Annotated in this window: 19 protein-coding genes; 12 read left to right on the top strand and 7 right to left on the bottom strand. The window is 67.6% G+C overall.

Annotated elements, in window-relative coordinates; genetic code table 11:
* The first annotated feature begins 4 nt into the window (after positions 1-4).
* The 7 genes from ACPCXD_RS11605 to ACPCXD_RS11575 all read left to right on the top strand — a co-directional run bounded on the left by ACPCXD_RS11605 (position 5) and on the right by ACPCXD_RS11575 (position 5,534).
* Entirely contained in the window at positions 5-211 is a 207-nt protein-coding gene (locus tag ACPCXD_RS11605) for a hypothetical protein (RefSeq protein WP_006553307.1), read from the top strand.
* A gap of 118 nt (positions 212-329) precedes the next feature.
* Positions 330-464 (top strand): hypothetical protein, encoded by a 135-nt coding sequence (locus ACPCXD_RS11600; protein WP_258259953.1) that lies wholly within the window; start codon positions 330-332, stop codon positions 462-464.
* A gap of 151 nt (positions 465-615) precedes the next feature.
* Complete coding sequence (locus ACPCXD_RS11595) at positions 616-963, top strand: metal-sensitive transcriptional regulator (RefSeq protein ID WP_024102573.1); 348 nt, start codon at positions 616-618, stop codon at positions 961-963.
* 40 nt (positions 964-1,003) lie between these two features.
* Complete coding sequence (locus tag ACPCXD_RS11590) at positions 1,004-1,210, top strand: heavy-metal-associated domain-containing protein (protein WP_160877039.1); 207 nt, start codon at positions 1,004-1,006, stop codon at positions 1,208-1,210.
* A complete protein-coding gene (locus ACPCXD_RS11585) occupies positions 1,207-2,184 on the top strand; it encodes a DUF8832 domain-containing protein (RefSeq protein WP_423659639.1) in 978 nt (325 codons plus the stop codon). The genes ACPCXD_RS11590 and ACPCXD_RS11585 overlap by 4 nt, the downstream gene beginning before the upstream one ends.
* 25 nt (positions 2,185-2,209) lie before the next feature.
* The gene (locus ACPCXD_RS11580; RefSeq protein WP_423659637.1) at positions 2,210-4,489 is read left to right on the top strand and encodes a heavy metal translocating P-type ATPase; all 2,280 of its coding nucleotides are present in this window, start codon (positions 2,210-2,212) and stop codon (positions 4,487-4,489) included.
* A gap of 46 nt (positions 4,490-4,535) precedes the next feature.
* Positions 4,536-5,534 carry an MDR family oxidoreductase gene (locus tag ACPCXD_RS11575; protein ID WP_006553312.1) on the top strand — a complete coding sequence of 333 codons (999 nt, stop codon included), beginning with the start codon at positions 4,536-4,538 and terminating at the stop codon, positions 5,532-5,534.
* Positions 5,535-5,609: 75 nt separating this feature from the next.
* On the opposite strand, the gene ACPCXD_RS11570 is transcribed toward ACPCXD_RS11575, so the two are convergent.
* The 7 genes from ACPCXD_RS11570 to ACPCXD_RS11540 all read right to left on the bottom strand — a co-directional run bounded on the left by ACPCXD_RS11570 (position 5,610) and on the right by ACPCXD_RS11540 (position 13,617).
* The gene (locus tag ACPCXD_RS11570; protein ID WP_229566660.1) at positions 5,610-7,271 is read right to left on the bottom strand and encodes a catalase; all 1,662 of its coding nucleotides are present in this window, start codon (positions 7,269-7,271) and stop codon (positions 5,610-5,612) included.
* Between the two features lie 165 nt (positions 7,272-7,436).
* Complete coding sequence (locus ACPCXD_RS11565; protein WP_423659635.1) at positions 7,437-8,696, bottom strand: glycosyltransferase 87 family protein; 1,260 nt, start codon at positions 8,694-8,696, stop codon at positions 7,437-7,439.
* A gap of 67 nt (positions 8,697-8,763) precedes the next feature.
* Complete coding sequence (locus ACPCXD_RS11560; RefSeq protein ID WP_016691117.1) at positions 8,764-9,480, bottom strand: SOS response-associated peptidase; 717 nt, start codon at positions 9,478-9,480, stop codon at positions 8,764-8,766.
* 72 nt (positions 9,481-9,552) lie between these two features.
* Positions 9,553-10,275: an ABC transporter ATP-binding protein gene (locus tag ACPCXD_RS11555; RefSeq protein ID WP_016691118.1), complete on the bottom strand. Its 723-nt coding sequence runs from the start codon at positions 10,273-10,275 to the stop codon at positions 9,553-9,555.
* Positions 10,251-11,138: an ABC transporter permease gene (locus ACPCXD_RS11550; protein WP_423659632.1), complete on the bottom strand. Its 888-nt coding sequence runs from the start codon at positions 11,136-11,138 to the stop codon at positions 10,251-10,253. The genes ACPCXD_RS11555 and ACPCXD_RS11550 overlap by 25 nt, the downstream gene beginning before the upstream one ends.
* A 25-nt stretch (positions 11,139-11,163) precedes the next feature.
* Positions 11,164-12,540: an LLM class flavin-dependent oxidoreductase gene (locus ACPCXD_RS11545; RefSeq protein ID WP_423659630.1), complete on the bottom strand. Its 1,377-nt coding sequence runs from the start codon at positions 12,538-12,540 to the stop codon at positions 11,164-11,166.
* A 21-nt stretch (positions 12,541-12,561) separates the two neighbouring features.
* On the bottom strand, positions 12,562-13,617 hold the full coding sequence (locus ACPCXD_RS11540) for an ABC transporter substrate-binding protein (RefSeq protein WP_423659629.1): 1,056 nt from the start codon (positions 13,615-13,617) through the stop codon (positions 12,562-12,564).
* Between the two features lie 242 nt (positions 13,618-13,859).
* Here ACPCXD_RS11540 and ACPCXD_RS11535 point away from each other — a divergent pair, with 242 nt between their 5' ends.
* The 5 genes from ACPCXD_RS11535 (at position 13,860) to ACPCXD_RS11515 (ending at position 20,631) form a co-directional block, all read left to right on the top strand.
* Positions 13,860-15,260 carry a wax ester/triacylglycerol synthase domain-containing protein gene (locus tag ACPCXD_RS11535; protein ID WP_423659770.1) on the top strand — a complete coding sequence of 467 codons (1,401 nt, stop codon included), beginning with the start codon at positions 13,860-13,862 and terminating at the stop codon, positions 15,258-15,260.
* 49 nt (positions 15,261-15,309) lie between these two features.
* The gene (locus ACPCXD_RS11530) at positions 15,310-16,056 is read left to right on the top strand and encodes a Clp protease N-terminal domain-containing protein (RefSeq protein ID WP_423659627.1); all 747 of its coding nucleotides are present in this window, start codon (positions 15,310-15,312) and stop codon (positions 16,054-16,056) included.
* Positions 16,057-16,142: 86 nt separating this feature from the next.
* On the top strand, positions 16,143-16,799 hold the full coding sequence (locus tag ACPCXD_RS11525) for a superoxide dismutase family protein (protein WP_016691136.1): 657 nt from the start codon (positions 16,143-16,145) through the stop codon (positions 16,797-16,799).
* A gap of 136 nt (positions 16,800-16,935) precedes the next feature.
* Positions 16,936-18,417, top strand: coding sequence for a carboxylesterase/lipase family protein (locus ACPCXD_RS11520; RefSeq protein ID WP_423659624.1), 1,482 nt, complete (start codon positions 16,936-16,938; stop codon positions 18,415-18,417).
* A gap of 96 nt (positions 18,418-18,513) precedes the next feature.
* The gene (locus ACPCXD_RS11515; protein ID WP_423659622.1) at positions 18,514-20,631 is read left to right on the top strand and encodes a catalase; all 2,118 of its coding nucleotides are present in this window, start codon (positions 18,514-18,516) and stop codon (positions 20,629-20,631) included.
* The last annotated feature ends 26 nt before the right edge of the window (positions 20,632-20,657 follow it).

Below are 20,657 nucleotides of genomic sequence, written 5' to 3'. Positions count from 1 at the left end.
CATCATGCGTGCTCTGAGTGGCCTACTGGATGTCGTGCTCGGACTTCTCACCGCCCTGCTCGGCACCGTCCTGGGGATCGTCGCCGCGGTGGTGATGCTCCTGGGTGCGGTGTTGTGCGTGACGATCCTGCTGATTCCGCTGGGCATCCCCGTCATCCGGCTCTCCCGCCGGCTGTTCACCCTCGCCGGGAAGATGATGCATGTCCCCTGACACACGTCCCGAGAGATCGACCACGCCGTGACCTGCACGGGCGTGTCCTCCGTTTGACGTACACACCCGCGTGTCGGACATTCGAGTGGTTGTTTTCCTCGAGACGGGAGCAGTGCGTATGGGATCGATCGAGATCATCAACTGGCTTCAAGAGGGCGCGGAAGCGGGAGACCCCATCCGGGGACCGCTCTACGTCGCAGCGTTCGTCCTGACAGGGCTCTACAGCGTCATCTTCGAAGGTGCCGTCATCTGACGAGTCGGACACCTTCTTCGGATCGGCCCCGCATCCCGAGGGATGTGGGGCCGATCCTTTTGTTTCCGGCGTTCCCACCAGCCGGTTGCCGTACATACCCTAGGGGGGTATGGTATCCGGCAGGACGACCGAAGCGACAAGGACGACTCCGATGCCGAATACTCCGAGCGAAACCGTGCACACCGATGCCGTCGCACACGACGACGCACATCAGCACAGCTACATCGCCAACAACACCAAGGCCGACTACCTCAAGCGACTGCGCCGCATCGAGGGGCAGGCCCGCGGCCTGCAGCGGATGGTCGAGGAAGAGAAGTACTGCATCGACATCCTCACGCAGATCGCGGCGATGAAGAAAGCTCTCGAGGCCGTCGCGCTCGGTCTGCTCGACGAACACATGGCGCATTGCGTGGCCGGTGCCGTGCGCGCCGGCGGCGACGAAGCCGACCTCAAGTTGAAGGAAGCCAGCGACGCCATCGCGCGACTCGTCCGTTCTTGATCGTCCAGACCCGTTCACGACCCGTATCCGAGGAGTTCCCATGAGCCAGACCAGCACCTACACCGTCACCGGCATGACCTGCCAGCACTGCGTCGCGTCGGTCACCGAAGAGGTCCAGGAGATCCCGGGCGTCGAGAACGTCGCGGTCGATCTGGCCACCGGTGCCGTCACCGTCACGAGCGCCGAGTCCCTCGACGATGCCGCCGTCGCGGCCGCCGTCGAGGAGGCCGGTTACAACCTCGCATGAATACCCCGGCCAAGCTCACCGGCTTCGTCGCCGCCGTAGCCGCGGTCTTCGGTATCGCGCTGCTCGTCGGCGCGACCGTCGGCCCGGTGGAGGAGCAGACCGAGGATCCGGCCGCGAGCGCCCACGACGCCGGTCACGGTGAGGACACCGCCACCGGCAGTGCCGCGGAAACACCTGCCGCGGAAACACCTGCTGTGGAAGACATCCCGGGAGTTCTGATGACGTATCGGAACGGTTATACCCTCGCGCTCGCCGAGAAGAATCTCGAGTCGGGTGAGGGCAGGAACCTGACATTCGCGATCAACGGTCCCGACGGCACGCCGGTGACCGACTTCGACGTCACCCACGACAAAGAGCTGCATCTGATCGCCGTGCGCCGCGACTTCACCGGTTTCCAGCACGTCCATCCCGTGCTCGACGAGAACACCGGCATATGGTCCGTCGACGTCGACCTCACGCCCGGCACGTGGCGGGTCTTCACCGACTTCACGCCCACCGGGGGAGAGGCGCTCACGTTGGGCACCGACCTCGCGGTGGCGGGCGAATTCGTCCCTGCCCCAACGGAAGCCGACAACCGCACCGCGACCGTCGACGGCTACGAGGTCACCCTCGACGGCGACCTGTCGTCGGGTGGCGACGCGATGCTCTCCCTCACCGTGAGCAAGGACGGACAGCCAATCACCGACCTGCAGCCCTATCTCGGTGCCTATGGACACCTGGTGGCACTGCGCGGCGGCGACCTCGCCTATCTCCACGTCCACCCGGACGGGACACCCGGCGACGGCACCACACGACCCGGTCCCGAGGTCGTCTTCCACACCTCCGTCCCGAGTGCCGGCACCTATCACCTCTATCTCGACTTCCAGCACGACGGAGTGGTTCGCACCGCGGCGTTCACCCTCACCGCCGGGGGCACCGGCGAGGTGCAGTCGGGGTCCGGCGCGCACGGTGACCACAGCCATTCCGGCCGCTGACGGCCCTTTTCCCGAGGAGATGCACATGACCACGCAGAGTCAGCCGGTCGCCGCCGAATCGATCGAACTCGCCATCACCGGCATGACCTGCGCATCCTGCGCCAATCGCATCGAGCGCAAGCTCAACAAGCTCGACGGCGTCACCGCGACCGTCAACTATGCCACCGAGAAGGCGAAGGTCACCTACTCCGACGACGTGACACCCGAGGATCTCGTCACGGTCGTCGAACAGGCCGGCTACGGCGCCGCACTGCCGCCGCCGCCCGCGCAGGCGGCCGACCGGACCGATGACGTGCCCGAAGCCGATCCCGTTGCGGCGCTTCGTCACAGGCTCGTCGTCTCGGCGATCCTGACGGTGCCGGTGATCGCGATGGCGATGATCCCGGCCCTGCAGTTCACCAACTGGCAGTGGCTCTCGCTCACCCTCGCCGCCCCGGTCGTGGTGTGGGGTGCGTGGCCGTTCCACCGGGCGGCGTGGATCAACCTGCGCCACGGCACGTCCACCATGGACACCCTCGTGTCGCTGGGAACCCTTGCCGCCCTGGGATGGTCGGTCTACGCCCTGTTCTGGGGCACGGCGGGTGAACCGGGGATGGTCCACCCGTTCGAGTTCACCATCGCGCGGGGCGACGGCAGCGGCAACATCTATCTCGAGGCCGCGGCCGGTGTCACGACGTTCATTCTCGCCGGACGCTACTTCGAGCAACGGTCGAAGCGACGCGCAGGCGCCGCCCTGCGTGCCCTGCTCGAACTCGGTGCCAAGGACGTCGCGGTCCTCGGACCGGACGGGACCACCGAGACCCGGGTTCCGGTGGAGCAGTTGGTGGTCGGGGATCTGTTCGTCGTGCGGCCGGGCGAGAAGATCGCCACCGATGGTGTGATCGAGCGGGGCACGTCGGCGGTCGACGCGTCGATGCTGACCGGTGAATCCGTTCCCGTCGAGGTCGGTGTGGGCGACAGTGTCGTGGGCGGCACGGTCGACGTGGGTGGACGACTCGTGGTGCGCGCGACCCGCGTCGGCTCCGACACCCAGCTCGCGCAGATGGCGAAGCTGGTGGAGGACGCCCAGAACGGCAAGGCCCAGGTGCAGCGCCTGGCCGACCGGATCTCCGGCATCTTCGTGCCGATCGTCCTGCTGATCGCCGCCGGCACACTCGGTTTCTGGCTCGGCACCGGCAACGGACCCGCGGCGGCCTTCACCGCGGCGGTCGCGGTGCTGATCATCGCCTGCCCCTGTGCCCTCGGCCTCGCCACCCCGACCGCGCTGATGGTCGGTACCGGTCGCGGCGCCCAGCTCGGCATCCTCATCAAGGGACCCGAGGTCCTCGAGTCGACCCGTTCGGTCGACACCGTGGTCCTCGACAAGACCGGTACGGTCACCACCGGCCGGATGACCCTGCGCGAGGTCGTCGCCGACGACGGTGAGAACGCCGACGACGTGCTGCGGTACGCCGGGGCACTCGAGTCGGCGTCGGAACACCCGATCGCACGTGCCGTCAGCGATGCGGCGGACAGGTTCGGCGGTCTGCCCGAGGTCGAGGACTTCACGAACGTCGAGGGTCTCGGCGTTCAGGGAGTGCTCGTCGACGGCGACACGAGCCGCGCCGTGCTGGTGGGACGCCCGAAGTTGCTGGCCGACTGGTCGCAGCATCTCTCCGAGAAGTTGCAGCAGGCGTTCGAGCAGGCCCAGAAGTCCGGTGGCACGGCCATCGCCGTCGGCTGGGACGGCAAGGCCCGCGGCATCGTCGTCGTGGCGGACGCGGTCAAGCCGACCTCTGCGAAGGCCGTCGCCGAACTGCGGGAACTCGGTCTGCGTCCGATTCTGCTCACCGGCGACAACGCCGCCGTCGCGCACACCGTGGCGGCCGAGGTCGGCATCGACGAGGCCGACGTGATCGCCGACGTGCTGCCCACCGACAAGGTCGACGTGGTCGAGCGACTCCAGCGCGAAGGTGCGGTGGTCGCGATGGTCGGCGACGGTGTCAACGACGCTGCGGCGCTCGCCCGGGCCGACCTGGGTCTGGCGATGGGCACGGGCACCGACGTCGCGATCGAGGCGAGCGACCTGACGTTGGTCCGCGGCGACCTGATGGTCGCGGTCGACGCCATCCGGTTGTCACGTCGCACGCTGACGACGATCAAGGGCAACCTGTTCTGGGCGTTCGCGTACAACGTCGCGGCTCTGCCGCTGGCGGCCGCGGGCCTGCTCAACCCGATGCTGGCCGGTGCCGCGATGGCCTTCTCGTCGGTGTTCGTGGTCTCCAACAGCCTGCGACTGCGACGGTTCCGCGCACACGCAGCCTGACCGTTTTCGGCTGCAACGAGGAGGACGGCCTGTCAGGATCGGATCCATGACACAGCCGTCCTCCTTCCGTGCCCTGGTCGTCGACGACACCGACGACGGCCAGGTGGCACAGTTCCGCGAACTGACCGACACCGACCTTCCCGACCACGACGTCCTCGTCGAGGTCGAGTACTCCTCGCTGAACTACAAGGACGGTCTCGTGATCGCGGGACCGCAGAAGATGGCGCGACGCACCCCGCTGGTCGCCGGAGCCGATCTCGCCGGCACCGTCCTCGAGAGCAGCAACCCCGACTGGAAGCCGGGCGACCGCGTCGTCGTCAACGGCTGGGGTCTGTCCGAGACCCAGTCGGGCGGGTACACCCGGCGCCAGCGCGTGAAGCCCGAGTGGCTCGTGCGCATCCCCGACGCCTTCTCCACCCGCGACGCCATGGCCATCGGCACCGCCGGCTACACCTCTGCCCTGTGCCTCGACGCGCTCGAACGGTACGGGATCGCATCCGACGCGGAACTGCTCGTCACCGGCGCGGCCGGTGGCGTCGGGTCGATCGCCGTCGCGCTCGCCGCTGCCGCGGGACACACGGTCGTCGCCGCGACCGGCCGTCCCGAGACCCACGACTTCCTGAGCGAACTCGGTGCGTCGTCGTTCGTCGACCGCGCCGAACTGCAGGGCAAGGGCCGGCCCCTGGGTAAGGAACGCTGGGATGCCGCGGTGGACGCGGTGGGCGGTTCGACGCTCGTGAACGTGCTGTCGCAGATCCGCTACGGCGGCGCGGTTGCCGCGTGCGGTCTCACGGAGTCGCCGTCGATGCCCGATGCCACGGTGATGCCGCACATCCTGCGCGGCGTCGCCTTGCTGGGCGTCGACTCGGTGATGGCGCCGGCTTCGCTGCGCCGGTCGGCGTGGGATCGTCTCGCCCGCGATCTGCCTGCGAGCACCCTGGATTCGCTGTCGCGGGTCGAACCGCTCTCGGACGTCCCGCGACTCGCAGAGGAGATCCTGGCGGGCAAGGTGCGCGGCCGGGTGGTCGTCGACGTCACCGCCTGAGAACGGTTCCGGAGAACGACCGGTGGGCAGCCACTTCGACAAGTGACTGCCCACCGGGGCCGAGACGGACGGACGCTACGAGGACGCGTGGACCTCGCGCTCGTTGGGCACGCAATGCGTCATCTGCAATCCGGTCACATCACGGGGACCGTTCTTGCCGAGATTCGCTGCGCGTTGCAGTTCGTCCTCATCGAGGGTCTGGCTCTGCAACGGCGGTAGATCCCGTACGTCGTCGGCACTGATACCGAGTCCGTCGCCGACGCGTTGTCCGAGCTCGTCGTCGCACATGAAGAAATGCCACACCATCCGCTCCTGCACCTCGCGGACGGCCTGCCCGATACCGCCGACGAGATTCTTCACCAGGTCGTCCTTCTCCCACTGCTCCATGAGCTGGTAGCGCTGACCGGCCTGCTCGTAGTCGTTGGTACGCGGAATACGTTTGCGCGTGAGACGACCCCGGATCTCCGGCCCCTGATCATCGTGGGTCGGGAACTCGGCCTCGCGCAGACCGCCGGTGATGGACGGTTCGTAGTTCACGTGCGGGTTGTCGCCGACATCGTCGACGCCGTATGCCATCGGTCCGCCCTGCTGATTGGTGGCCACGTGGGCGTTCTTCGCCGAGTTGACCGGAAGTTGCAGGTAGTTGGGACCCACCCGGTAACGCTGCGTGTCGGAATAGGAGAACGTGCGTCCCACGAGCATCTTGTCGTCGGAGAAGTCGAGTCCGTCGACGAGGACGCCGGTGCCGAAGGAGATCTGTTCGTTCTCGAGGAAGTGGTTCTCGACGTTGCGGTCGATCACCATCCTGCCCACCGGCTTGGCGGGGAACTCGTTCTCAGGCCAGACCTTCGTGTCGTCCAGGGGATCGAAGTTCAACTCCGGATGGTCGTCGTCGCTCATCATCTGTACGCGCAGTTCCCATTCGGGGTGGTCACCGCGCTCGATGGCCTCGTACATGTCCTTGCTGGCATGCCCGAGATCGTGCGCCTGAATGGCCGCCGCGTCGTCCTCTGTCAGGCTCTTGACACCGATCTTCGGAATCCAATGGTATTTCACGAGGTGTGTCACACCCTCGGCGTTGACCCACTTGTAGGTGTTGACCCCGAAGCCCTGCTGAGTCCGGTAATTGGCCGGAATGCCCCGGGGACTGAACAGATTCACCAGCATGTGCATCGCTTCGGGTGTCTGCGACATGAAGTCGAAGATGCGTGCGGGTTCCTGCCGGAAAGTGACGGGGTCGGGCTTCAGCGAATGGATGACGTCGGGGAACTTGATCGCGTCGCGAATGAAGAAGACCGCGAGGTTGTTTCCGACGAGATCCCAGTTACCGTCCTCGGTGTAGAACTTGACCGCGAAACCTCGTGGATCGCGGGCGGTTTCCGACGAGTCGCGTCCACCGATGACCGTGGAGAGCCGGATGGCGACGTCGGTCCGCTTCCCCGGCTCGGCGAAGAGTTTCGCGCGCGTGTAGTTCGTGATGGGTTCATCGCCCCATTTCCCGGTGGCTTCGAAATATCCGTAGGCGACGAAACCGCGCGCGTGCACCACTCTTTCCGGAATGCGTTCTCGATCGAAATGGCTGATCTTTTCGAGGAACTGATAGTTCTCCAGCGTCGCGGGTCCGCGTGGGCCCACCGTCCTCTGATTCTGGTTGTCGTATACGGGGTGGCCCTGGCGGTTGGTCAACACACGTCGGTCGTCTCTCCGGGCCGGGCCCTGCGACGAAACATCGGTCACGGTGTTCTCCCCTCGGATGCAGTTGATGGGCTTTCTCGTAATCGAGTTGTCGACCGTCCTGTGCGGCGGCGACATCCCTCTCACTATTACGCTCTTTCCGGGTTCCCGTCGGCCTTTCGCGAACAACGACCCGGATGCCCGACAACCGGCGCACCGTCTACACGATCAGCTCGCGGTCTCCGCGTTCGGCAGTTGTTCCGGCGAGGCGGAGTCCGGATCGGTCCGCCGACCGAAGGCGAGCCAGAGCAGGAATCCGAATCCGGCCGTGACGTAGAGCGTGCCGAGCAGGTGCTGCCATGCGGCCCAGCCGAGTTCGAGATCGCCACCCGTGGGGAACAGGTGGTGCGGGCCGATCAGGAATACGAGCGCGACACCGGCGGCGACCGCCGTGAGCCTCTGCGCATCGGTTGCGCGCCACGCCGCGAGCGCGAGGGCCGACAGTGCCGGCGCGACCCACACCCAGTGGTGCGACCACGACACCGGCGACGCCAGCAGCACAGCCGTCGCGTTCGCGAACAGGGCGAGCACGAGATCGCCCTGCTCGAGGGCACGCCGGATGGCCACCACCGCGACCAGCAGCATCACCGCGACGGCGAGCAGCCACAGCACGGAACCCATGAGTTCGGGCGGCCCGAAGCGGGAGATCACGGCCTTGAAGGACTGGTTGGTGGCGAAGTACGCCGCGCCGATCCGGCCGGTGTCGGGCAGGGTGTCCAGCCAGTACTTCGTGGAGGTCGCGGGCATCACGGCGAACGCGAGGGCGGTGAAACCGAAGGTCGACGCGATGATGGTGGCGCTGGTCCGCCGGTCGCGTCGCAGCAGGAACAGCAGCAGGAACGCGATCGGCGTGAGCTTGACGGCGGCGGCCAGTCCGATCAGCAGTCCGCGCGGCCACTTCGGGGTCTTCACCAGGACGTCGAGGGCGACGAGCGCCATCAGGACGAGGTTGATCTGCCCGAACGAGATCGTCTCGCGCACAGGTTCGAGCAACAGTGCTCCGGCGACCGCGACCGCCGTGACGATCCACGCCGTCCGCGTCTCGAAGTCCGGGCGGAGCCGATCCAGCACGACCCGCAGGGTGATGACGAGCGCCGCGACCGAGACGAGGGTGAAGACGATCTTGCCGAACGTCACGGGGATCAGCGCCAGGGGAGCGAAGAGCATCGCCGACAGCGGCGGGTAGGTGAACGGCAACGCGAAGTCGTCGGTCACCGGAGGCATCTGCCCGTAGATGTCGGCGCCGTCGAGCAGGACCCGCGCGCCCATCCGGTAGACCAGGAAGTCGATGAGTTCGCTCCCGACGAGGATCGCGACGAGCACACCCACGGAGACGAGCGACGCGATCACCGCGACGGCGGTACCGCGCTGTCCGGTGAGGAACGGAGGCGTCGTCGAACCGATCGGAGTCTGCCGTGATTGTCGCACCCGGCAACTTTAGTCAATTCCGATAATCGTTCCGGTCCGACGTGGGGAACGCCATACGGTCGGAATGTCACGAATCGACAGGTCGCAGCAGGTCGGGATTGTTGTTCCGAGGCGAATTGACCGCGGTGCTCACCTCGTACGGTTCGAGGGTCGGTTCGGGAATCGAATTCAGCAGGGCGTCGACGTCGTCGCGGTCGTTCAGCTCGGGATCGAGCCACGGATCGACAAAGGTGTCGGGCAGGATCACCGGCGACCGTTCGTGGATGTGCCCGGCGGCGTCGGTCGCGGGACGGGTGAGCACGGTGCACGTCCACAACCAGCGGTCGGGATGGTCCTCCGGCAACTCCGGGTCCGGCCACAGCTCGTAGAGCCCGGCCATGGAGATCGGTCCGTCCGCGTGCAGGAAGAACGGGATCTTCTTCCCGTCCTCGCCCTTCATCCACTCGTAGTACCCGTCGGCCGGCAGCACGCACCGACGCTTCGCCGCGGCCGCCTTGAAGGCGGGTTTCTGGGTGATGGTCTCGGAGCGGGCGTTGATCATCCGTGACCCGATCTTCGGGTCCTTCGCCCAGAACGGCACGAGTCCCCATTTGATCTGCGAGGACACGATCCGGATCGGTTCGGCGTCCGGTTCCTCGCGCGGCGCTCGCTCGAGCACGACGTTCACGCGCTGGGTGGGCGCGATGTTGTACGACGGGGGCAGTTCCTCACCCACGGCCTCGACGGCGTCGTAGGCCGCAAGCAGATCCCCGCGGGTACTGGTGCTGGCATAGCGTCCACACACGATGCATCTCCCGTCGGCGACTCCGGAGCGACGATTCGATTCTCTCTCACCGGTCGCTCCGGAGCGGATCGCTCAGACGGAGACCTCGACTCCCAGTGCCTCGAGCAGGGTGCGGCGGTACTCCGCGATCTCGACGACGTGATCGGCCCGCGGGTGCGGCAGGTCGATGGTCAGTTCGACGGCGAACGAGCCGTGGTCGAGCACGAGCACGCGGTCGGCGAGAGCGATGGCCTCGTCCACGTCATGGGTGACGAGCAGCACGGCGGGCCGGTGCTTGGCGCACAGTTCCTGCAGCAGTCCGTGCATCTTGATCTTCGTCAGTGCGTCGAGGGCGCCGAACGGCTCGTCGGCGAGCAGCAGTTCGGGTTCGCGCACGAGCGACCGCGCCAGCGACACCCGCTGCTGTTCACCACCGGACAGTTCGGTGGGCCAGGCCTTCTCGCGTCCGGCGAGCCCGACCTCCGCCAGGGCGGTGCGGCCGCGTTCGGCGGCGTCGTCGCCGTCGAGACCGAGGATCACGTTGTCGAGCACCCGAGCCCAGGGCAGCAGTCGCGAGTCCTGGAAGACCACCGCCCGTTTCTGGGGCACCTCGAGGGTGCCGGAACCGGGCACGCCGTGGTCGAGTTCGGCCAGGGCACGCAACAGGGTGCTCTTGCCCGAGCCGCTGCGGCCGAGCAGTGCCACGAACTCGCCGGGGGCGATCTCGAGGTCGATGTTGTTCAGCACCGCCCGGCCGTCGAAGCCGCGGCTGAGGCCCCGGGTGCGTACGGTCAGTTGCCGATCGTCCTGCGCCATGCCAGCGCCTTCCTCTCTGCCGCACGGACCAGCAGGTCGCTGCCGAATCCGAGGATCGCGTAGACCACCAGTCCGACGATGATGATCTCGGTCATGCCGTAGTTGCGGGCCTGGTACATCAGGTAGCCGATGCCGCTCGAGGCATTGACCTGTTCGACGACCACCAGGGCCAGCCATGCGATGGTCACCGCCAGGCGCAGGCCGGTGAAGAAACCGGGCAGCGCCCCCGGTAGGGCGATGCGCCGGACGAACTGGGCGCGGGACAGATCCAGCGTCTCGGCCAGTTCGACGTAGCGGGCGTCGATGCCGCGCAGCGCCGAATAGGTGTTGATGTAGACGGGGACGAACACCGACAGGGCGATGAGCAGGATCTTCATCTCCTCGCCGATGCCGAACCACAGGATCGCCAGCGGCATCAACGCCAGGGTTGGGATGGAGCGCTTGATCTGCACCGGACCGTCGATCAGCGCCTCACCGATGCGCGACAGGCCGGCGGCCAGGGCGAGCACCAGTCCGAGGGCGACGCCGATGACCCCGCCGATCAGGGCGCGCTGGACGGAGGTCCACAGGTTCGACTGCAGTCGCCCGTCGCCGATCAGTTCCCATGCGGTGGTGACGACCGTCCACGGCGCCGAGAGGGTCTTCGGATCGAGTACCCCGGTGGCCGAGGTGACGATCCATGCCACCAGCAGCAGCGCCGGGCCGATCGCCAGGCCGAACTTGATCGGCTTGCCGGGAGCGAGGCGGCTGCGGGTCGTGCGCGGCGACAGGTCGGCCGTCGCGCCGGGATCGGGCTTCTGGTCGGTGTCGGCGTCACCGGCCAGGCCACTGCCGAAACGCCGGGGTTCGACGGAGACGCTCATGGCTCCAGTCCTTTCGTCGGTTCGATCAGACGCCGGACAGTGCGAAGTCGCCGGTGGCGCCGGCCGGAGCGAGTTCGTGTGCGTACTGGCTCTCCGGACGCGGCAGGCCGTAGTGGTCGCGCAGCGTGGTGCCGGTGTACTCGGTCCGGAACAGGCCGCGCTCCTGCAGGATCGGCACCACCTGGGAAGCGAACGCCTCGAGGCCCTGCGGGTACTGCGGCGGCATGATGTTGAAGCCGTCCGCGGCACCGTTGGTGAACCACTCCTCGATGATGTCGGCGATCTGCACCGGCGTGCCCGCGACGACGTTGTGGCCGCGTGCGCCGGCGAGCTTGTGCAGCAGCTGACGCAGGGTCGGCTGTTCGCGCTCGACGATCTTCGCGAAGACCAGGCGGCGGCTGTTGTTGTTGTCGGTGATGTCGCCTGCGCCGGCGAACAACTCGACCGGCACCTTCTCGTCCAGCTCGAGTCGGGACACGTCGATGCGGCCCATCTTCTGGAGCTGCCCGAGGCCGTATTCGACGATGGTCAGCTCGTTGAACTCGCGCTGCAGTTCCTTCGCCTCGGCCTCGGTCGCACCGATGAACGGGCTCAGGCCGGGAAGGATCTTCACGTGATCGGGGTTGCGCCCGAATGCCGCTGCGCGGGTCTTGATGTCGGTGTAGAAGGCCTGGGCGTCCTCGATGCGCTGGTGCGCGGTGAAGATCGCCTCGGCGTAGGTCGACGCGAAATCGCGCCCGTCGTTGGAGGAGCCGGCCTGCACGAGCACCGGTCGTCCCTGCGGGGAGCGGGCCGAACCGAACGGGCCGCGCACCTTGACGTAGTCACCCTCGACGTCGATGCGGTGGATCTTGTCCGGGTCGGCGTAGACGCCGGCGGCCTTGTCGAGGACGAGTGCGTCGTCCTCCCACGAATCCCACAGCTTGATCGCGGCGTCGACGAATTCGCGTGCCCGGGCGTACCGCTCGTGCACGTCGGGGTGTTCGGTGTACCCGAAGTTCGCCGCTGCGGCGTCGGTCGCGGTGGTGACGATGTTCCAGGCGGCGCGGCCACCGGAGATGTGGTCGAGCGAGGAGAACAACCGGGCGAGGTTGTAGGGCTCGTAATAGGTGGTCGACGCGGTGGCGATCAGCCCGAGATGCGTGGTGACCGTGGCCATCGCGACCAGCGTGGTGATCGGTTCGAGGCCGTAGTCCGGACGGTACTTCACCTCGGTGCGCAGGGCCGGACCGTCCGCGAAGAAGACCGCGTCGAGCTTCGCGCTCTCCGCGAGGCGGGCGAGCTCCTGGAAGTAGGTGACGTCGTAGAGACGCTCGGGCACGCTGCCGGAGTGGCGCCACGAGGCCTCGTGGTGGCCGGTCGGGTAGATGAAGGCGTTGAGGTTGAGCTGGCGGTTCGTCATGTCGGATTTCCCCTCGGAAGGTCAGCTGCGGGTGTGGGAGGCGCCGGTCTCGGCGACCGCTTCGGTGACGACCTCGTCGAAGCGCAGGTCGAAGGCGTCGGCGGCGTCGACGGGCTTGGGCAGTTCACCGGCGGCATCGATCACGTCGATGGTGTGCTGCTGGGTCGCGATGAGCTCCTCGTCGAGGTGCGGGAAGGTGGTGATCCCGGAGGTGTCGAGGATGCGCTCGCCGTCCTCGGCCGTCAGGCCCTGGCTCTTCACGAAGTAGGTGTCGATGTACGCGTCGCGGTTGTTGTTGGCCCAGTCGACGGACGTGATGTACGCGGTGACGTAGGCGCGGACCGCTGCGGCGGTCGCCGGGTCGGACAGGGCCTTCTTGCTCGAGTAGAGGTACGAGATGCCTTCGCTGAGGTCCTCGATCTCGGGGCGCGGCAGCGACGTCGCGCCCGGGGTCTGCATGTAGCGGGAGAAGACCGGTTCGCTCATCGGGGCAGCGTCGATCTGGTTGGAGCGCAGTGCGTCCGGGAAGTCCGGCAGCGACATCGACACGAGCTCGACGTCGTCGACCGACAGGCCGGCCTTGTCGAGGCCACGGAGCACGAAGGCCTGCTGCGAGGTGCCCTCGGCGTAGCCGATGCGCTTGCCCTTCAGGTCCGCGAGCGTCTCGATGTCCGAAGCGTTCGAAGCGATGCCCATGTTGAGGCCGTTGTTCGTCTGCATGGCCGCGACGACCTGCACGTCGTCACCGGCGACCAGCGACTGGACGGTCATGATCTCGCCGGCCCATGCGACGTCGACCGCGTCGGCGCGGAACGCCTCGAGGATCGCGGGCGCGCCCTGGAAGGTCGCGAACTCGTGCTCGAACGGCAGCGCGTCGAGCTGTCCGGAGCCGGTGAGGAGGGACAGCTGCCGCTCACCCTGGTCGGCGATGACGAGCTTGGTGCCCGCCGGGATCTCCGTGGGCAGCGCGCTGTCGGAAGCGAGGCCGTCGCCCGAGGAACCGGAGCTACATGCCGCGACCGCGGTCAGAAGGAGCGCGATGATGGCCGTCGATCCGGCACGACGTAGACGGGGCATGGACTTCCTCACGGTTCTGGCGATGGGGAGCGCTCTTCGACGGCGTCGAAGTCGTCACCGATCCTGTGCGATCCGTCGGCGGGGAACCAGGGTTTGCGTCAGCGTGAGCGAAAGGTCCTCGATCCGGCCAATCGGCGCTGTTCGCGGGCCGATATCGCCGGTATCCGCACATCGCGGCGGTTACCGTGCGAGGGAGACCGGAGGCCGGGGAGGTGGTGCGCGTGGGTGCGGACGGTCGGCACATGTCGCAGCCGGATCTGATGTCCTGGCGGATGGAGAAGGACCCCGTCCTGCGGTCCACGATCGTCGCGGTGGCTCTGCTCGACCGGTCACCCGACCAGGAGCGCTTCGTCCGGATGATGGAGCGCGGAACACGTGCGGTGCCGAGCTTCCGCCGCAAGCTCGTCGAATCCCCGTTCGGGCGGACCCCACCGCGATGGGTGGACGACCCCGACTTCGAGCTGTCCTGGCATCTGCGGCGCATCGCGCTCCCGCATCCCGGGGGATTGGACGCCGTGCTCCCGCTCGTGCGCGCCGCGGCGATGTCGGCCTTCGACAAGGACCGTCCCCTCTGGGAGGCGACGATCGTCGACGGCCTCGACGACGGTCGCGCCGCGATCGTTCTCAAGGTGCACCACTCGCTCACCGACGGCATCGGTGGCATCCAGATCGCGAACGAGATGGTCGACTTCGAGCGCGACGGTACCGACCGCGGGCCACTGCCCGAGGATCCGCCGACCTCGGCTCCGGCATCGAATCTCGCCGATTCCGTGGGTTGGTACCTCTCGACGGCCGGCGAGATGGTGGGGAGGGGTGTGCCGTGGCTCGTGCGTTCCGGTCTGAGGTCGGTGACGAATCCGGTCGCAGCGCTGCGCAGCGTGGTGGACACGGCCCGCTCGACGGCCCGGTTCGTGCAACCGGTGTTCGCGACGCTATCCCCGGTGATGGTCGGCCGCAGCACCGTTCGGGAGGTCGCGGCCCTCGATCTGCCGCTCGACGCTCTGCGGCAGGCCGGACGGGCAGCGGACTCCTCGCTCAACGACGCCTTCCTGGCCGGAATCCTGTTGGGGCTGAGGCACTACCATTCCCGGCACGGCGCGCAGGTCGCCGAACTGAGGACGACGCTGCCGATCAGTCTCCGGCGCGAGAGTGACGCGATCGGAGGAAACCGGATCACCCTGGCGCGGTTCGCTCTTCCCCTCGATGTCGCCGATCCGGTCGCGTCGATGCACCGGGTGGGCCGGATCGTCCGGTCGTGGCGGGACGAACCGGCCGTGCCGCTCTCGTCCGCAATCGCGGGTGTGCTGAACGTGCTCCCGGCCGGTGTGCTGGGTGGGATCCTCGAGCACATCGACTTTCTCGCGTCGAACGTCCCGGGTTCCCCGATCCCGCTGTACATGGCCGGGGCGGAGGTGCTGAGGTACTACCCGTTCGCTCCCACCGTCGGCTCGGCCGTCAACATCACGCTGATGTCGCACACGAGCCACTGCTGCATCGGAATCAACGCCGACTCCGCCGCCGTCCCCGACCTGCCCGTCCTCGTCGAGTCGCTGGTGGAGGGCTTCGGTGACGTGCTCGCGGTGGGAGGCGAGGGCACGCGCATCGAGGTCACGCTCTCTGCTACGACGACCGCGCAAACCTGATCGTCAACCCAAGGTTGACGGAAGCCACGCGTCAACTTAGAGTTGACGCATGGAACCCATTCGTCCTTCCCATCCCATCCGGCTCGACGACCTCATCGATGCGATCAAGAAGGTCCACGACGATCCACTCCAACAGCTCTCCGATGCCGCCATCGCGGCCGAGCACCTCGGTGAGGTCGCCGATCACCTGATCGGGCACTTCGTCGACCAGGCCCGACGGTCCGGCAGGTCGTGGTCCGAGATCGGCCAGAGCATGGGCGTGTCCAAGCAGGCCGCGCAGAAACGGTTCGTGTCGAAGAGCGACAACGACCTCGACCCCGAGCAGGGGTTCTCGCGATTCACACCGCGCGCGCAGAACACCGTGATGGCGTCGATGAACGAAGCGCGTGCCACGGGTAGCCCCGAGATCACGCCCGTCCATCTGATCCTCGGTCTGCTCGTCGACACCGAGTCGCTCGCCGCGCGCGCACTCGCGGCCCAGGATGTCGACTTCGCGGCGCTGCGTTCCGCCGCGGTGGCGACGCTCCCCGAACCGTCGAGCGACGTCCCCGAACTCATCCCGTACGACGCGGGCGCCCGCAAGGCCCTCGAACTGACCTTCCGCGAAGCCCTGCGCCTCGGGCACAACTACATCGGCACCGAACACATCCTCCTCGCGCTCCTCGAACTCGAGAACGGCGACGGTGTGCTCTCGACGGCCGGCGTGAGCAGGAGCGCCGTGGAGAAGAAGGTCGCGGAGGATCTCGCCGCGATCGTCGAGGCACAGAAGGCCGAGGACGGCGAGGCCGGGACGTAGCACCGGGCAGGACCTGCGCGCCCCCGGCGCGGGCACGTTCCCTGCGACCAGGTTCGCCGACGGCCCCCTCGGGGTATGTCGAAGTCATGAACACACGCCACGCATGTCTCGTCGCGGGCTTCTCCGTCGCCACGCTCGTGGCCGCCGGGTGCAGCAGCGACGACTCGTCCACCGACACCGAGACCACCGTCGAGACCCCACCCACTTCGCTCACGACCACCACCACCGACTCCATGCCCACGCCGCTGCCCGGGATGAGCGGCGACGCCTTCGGTCTCCCGAACGAGGGAGGCGACGACGACAACGCCTTCACCTACGACGAAGCGGCCGTGCCGGTCGGCGCGACCTTCGACGTCGAATCCGAGGAGGAGGACGGCCGGACCACCGTCACTCTCAGGGTGATGGGTCTGCAACCCGATCGGGACTTCGGGGCGCACGTCCACACGCAGCCGTGCGGGCCGAACCCGTCCGATTCGGGACCGCACTACCAGAACCAGGTCGACCCGGCGGCGAGCCCCGACTCGCCGTCCACCGATCCCGCCTACGCCAATCCGCAGAACGAGATCTGGCTCGACATCACCACCGACGCGCAGGGCAATGCCGAGGCGTCCACGACCGTCGACTGGGAGTTCCGCGACGGCGAGGCCAACTCGGTGGTGCTCCACGCTCAGCACACCATGACCGCACCGGGTGAGGCCGGGCAGGCCGGCGACCGGCTCGCCTGCATCGACGAGGACTTCTGACCCGAACGACGCAGTGACGACCCGACGGTCCGGTGGGTGACGACAACCCGCCGGACCGTTCTCGTGCCGCGAATCGGGTTCGAGCGAACGTCTTCCGTGCCATGCTGACGCCGGAACCGGTGAAGGAGGAGCGTGGATGGAACCCGTCGTCGACACCACCGGCGGCCGAGTACGCGGTACGACCGTCGGCGGCACCGCCGTCTTCAAGGGCGTCCCGTACGCCGCCGCACCTTTCGGTGAGATGAGATTCGCGGCGCCCGCACCTGTTCCCCGATGGGACGGCGTGCGTCCCGCGACCGAGTTCGGTCCCACCGCCCCGAAGGCGCCGTACGCCCCGCCGATCGACCGGCTCCTGCACGAACCGTCGATCCCGGGCGAGGACGTCCTCGGCCTCAACGTGTGGAGTCCCGATCTCTCGGGCTCGCTGCCCGTGATCGTGTGGATCCACGGTGGCGCGTTCGTGCACGGCAGCAGCGCGGTGGCGCTGTACGACGGTGCGAACTTCGCGCGCGACGGTGTCGTCTTCGTCAGCATCAACTACCGGCTCGGCGCAGAGGGATTCGCGCTCCTCGACGACGCGCCGGCGAACCGCGGTCTCCTCGATCAGGTCGCCGCGCTCGAATGGGTCCGCGACAACATCGCGGCCTTCGGCGGCGATCCGGACCGCGTGACGATCGCCGGTGAATCCGCAGGGGCGATGAGTGTGGTCTCGCTGCTGGCGATGCCCGCCGCGCGCGGGCTGTTCCGTCGCGCGATCGCCCAGAGCGGCGCCGGACATTCGGTGATGTCGGCCGGCACCGCGCGGACGGTCGCCGGTGCGCTGGGCGACATGCTCGGCGTCGCCCCGACCCGCGCGGCGTTCGCCGGGATCGATCCGAAGGTGCTCGTCGACGCGCAGGAACGTCTCACGGCCCGGAGCCGCGGTGAGCGCGACCCGGCGACCTGGGGTGAGATCGCCACCGATTCGATGGCCTTCGAACCGTGCGTGGACGGGACCGTGCTCCCGGGCCGGCCGATCGATCTCGTGGGGAAGGGCGCGGGATCCGACGTCGATGTGCTCATCGGCCACAACGACGACGAGATGACGTTGTTCTTCGTGCCCTTCGGGGTCGACGGACTGCTCGACGAGGCCGCTGCGCGCGGACTCGTCGCCGCCTACGGACTCACCGATCCGGAGGCGTTCGACGCCTACCGTCGCGCTCGGCCCGATGCTCGTCCCGGCGATACGGCCATGCACATCGTGCGCGACTGGATGTACCGCATCCCGGTGCTCCGCGTCGCCGAGGCGCGTACCGTGCACGACGCCGAAACCCATGTCTACCGGTTCGATTGGAAGTCGCCGCTGTTCGACGGTCGGCTCGGCGCGACCCACGCGCTCGACATCGGTTTCGTGTTCGACAATCTCCATCTCCCTCAGGCCGCGGCGCTCGCGGGATCCGCACCTCCGCAGGAGCTGGCGACGCGGATGCACCGGGCGTGGGTGGACTTCGCGACCACGGGTTCACCGGGATGGCCGCCCTACGGGGACGAACGCACCGAGATGCTCTTCGGTGACACGTGTGCGACCGTCGACGACCACGAGGCCGATCTGCGGACGCTGTGGGACGGAATTCGCTGACCGAGTTTGATCTACGTCGTCCCGGGTAGTCGGGGGAAAGACGTGTCCAGCCCCGGATATCCACTCGACAGACGACAGCCACGAATCGGAGTTCCCATGCCCGCCGACACCCCGAAGATCCCCGGTGTTCCCTCGTCCACCGTGCCGCCCGTGGAGGAACCCACGACGCCCACGACTCCGCCCGAGCCCAAGCCGGATCAGGCCGAGCCCGAGGTCAGGACGGCCACCGGTACTCCCGCGGATCTGCCGCGCGGTCGTGCCCAGCAGGGGGAGTACCTGACTACGGCTCAGGGTGCGCGGCTGACGGACACCGACCACTCCCTCAAGGCCGGTCGACGCGGACCGATCCTGTTGCAGGATCACCACTTCCGTGAGAAGATCACCCACTTCGACCACGAACGCATCCCGGAACGCGTGGTGCACGCCCGCGGCGCCGGCGCCCACGGTGTCTTCCGCGCGACGGGCGCCGCGAGCTCGATCACACGTGCCCAGTTCCTCCAAAAGGACGTGGAGACACCGGTGTTCGTGCGGTTCTCGACGGTGCTCGGCTCCCGAGGCTCGGCCGACACGGTGCGCGACACCCGCGGTTTCGCGACGAAGTTCTACACCGAGGAAGGCACTTTCGACCTCGTCGGCAACAACATCCCGGTGTTCTTCATCCAGGACGCCATCAAGTTCCCCGACATCATCCACGCGGGCAAGCCGCACCCGGATCGTGAGATCCCGCAGGCGCAGAGCGCCCACGACACCTTCTGGGACTTCGTCTCGCTCCACACCGAGGCCACGGCCCACACGATGTGGAACATGTCCGATCGCGGCATCCCGCGCTCCTACCGCATGATGGAGGGCTTCGGCGTCCACACCTTCCGCGTGGTCAATGCCGAGGGCGACACCGCGCTGGTGAAGTTCCACTGGAAGCCGCGCCTCGGCGTGCATTCGCTGGTGTGGGAGGAAGCCCAGCTCATCAACGGCTTCGACCCCGACTTCCACCGCCGCGACCTCGCCGACGCGATCGAGGCCGGTGCCTACCCCGAGTGGGATCTGGGTGTGCAGGTCTTCCCGGACACCCCGGAGCAGACCTTCGAGGGCATCGACCTGCTCGATCCCACCAAGATCGTCCCCGAGGAACTGGCTCCCGTGCAGATCATCGGCACGATGGTCCTCAACGCCAACCCCACCAACTTCTTCGCCGAGACCGAGCAGGTCGCCTTCCACCCGGGCCATCTCGTTCCGGGCATCGACGTCACCGACGATCCGCTGCTGCAGGGCCGTCTGTTCTCCTACCTCGACACCCAGCTGACGCGACTCGGCGGACCGAACTTCGGGCAGATCCCGATCAACCGTCCGCACGCACCCGTCAACGACATGTTCCGTGACGGCTTCCACCAGCACGCCGTCCACACGGGTGTCGCTCCGTACAAGCCGAACTCGCTCGACGCGGGATGCCCGTTCATGGCCGGCGTCACCGAGGGTGCCTTCGTCGACCTGCCGGTGGAGGTGCCGGCGGCGAAGAAGGAGCGTGAGGTCTCCCGGTCGTTCGACGACCACTACACGCAGGTCCGCCAGTTCTACCTCAGCCTGTCGGAGATCGAGCAGGACCACGTGGCCTACGCCTACACCTTCGAGCTGGGCAAGTGCTACGAGCAGTCCATCAAGGAACGGCAGCTGCAGATCCTGGCGAACATCGACACCGGGCTGTGCGAGAAGGTGGCCGCCGGTCTCGGTCTGCCCGCTCCGAAGCCGACCGTCGAGGTCTCCGATCTCCCGCAGAGCCCCGCGCTGGCGCAGGTCGGCAAGACGTGGCCCGTGCAGGGCCGATTGATCGGCATCGTCGCCGACGACACCACCGACGTCGACCAGGTGCTCGCGGCCGTGCAGGCCGTGGACGCGGCCGACTGCGTCCCGCTGGTCGTCGCCCCGCACGGTGGGATGCTCGGGGGAGTCGTGCCGATCTCGCGCACCTTCCTCACGGCCCGCTCGATCGAGTTCGACGCGGTCATTCTGGCCGCTGCACCCGCAGATAAGAGGGTGCAGATCCTCGTGGACGAGACGTTCCGCCACCAGAAAACGCTGGCGGCGTGGGGTCCGGGAGCTGCGGCACTCGAGGGTCTGGCGGCACCGGGTGTCGTCGTCGCGGACGATCCCCAGACGGCGGTTACGCAGGTGCTCGATCTGCTCGGTACCCACCGGGTGTGGGAACGAGACACTTTGTGACAGACCTCACCTGAGACGGGCTTACG

Origin of the sequence: Rhodococcus sp. AB351 (assembly GCF_049538275.1) — a bacterium.
Taxonomy (GTDB): Bacteria; Actinomycetota; Actinomycetes; order Mycobacteriales; family Mycobacteriaceae; genus Rhodococcus.
Note: the sequence above shows the minus strand (reverse complement) of the source record. Positions and strands in the feature narration are given on the sequence as shown.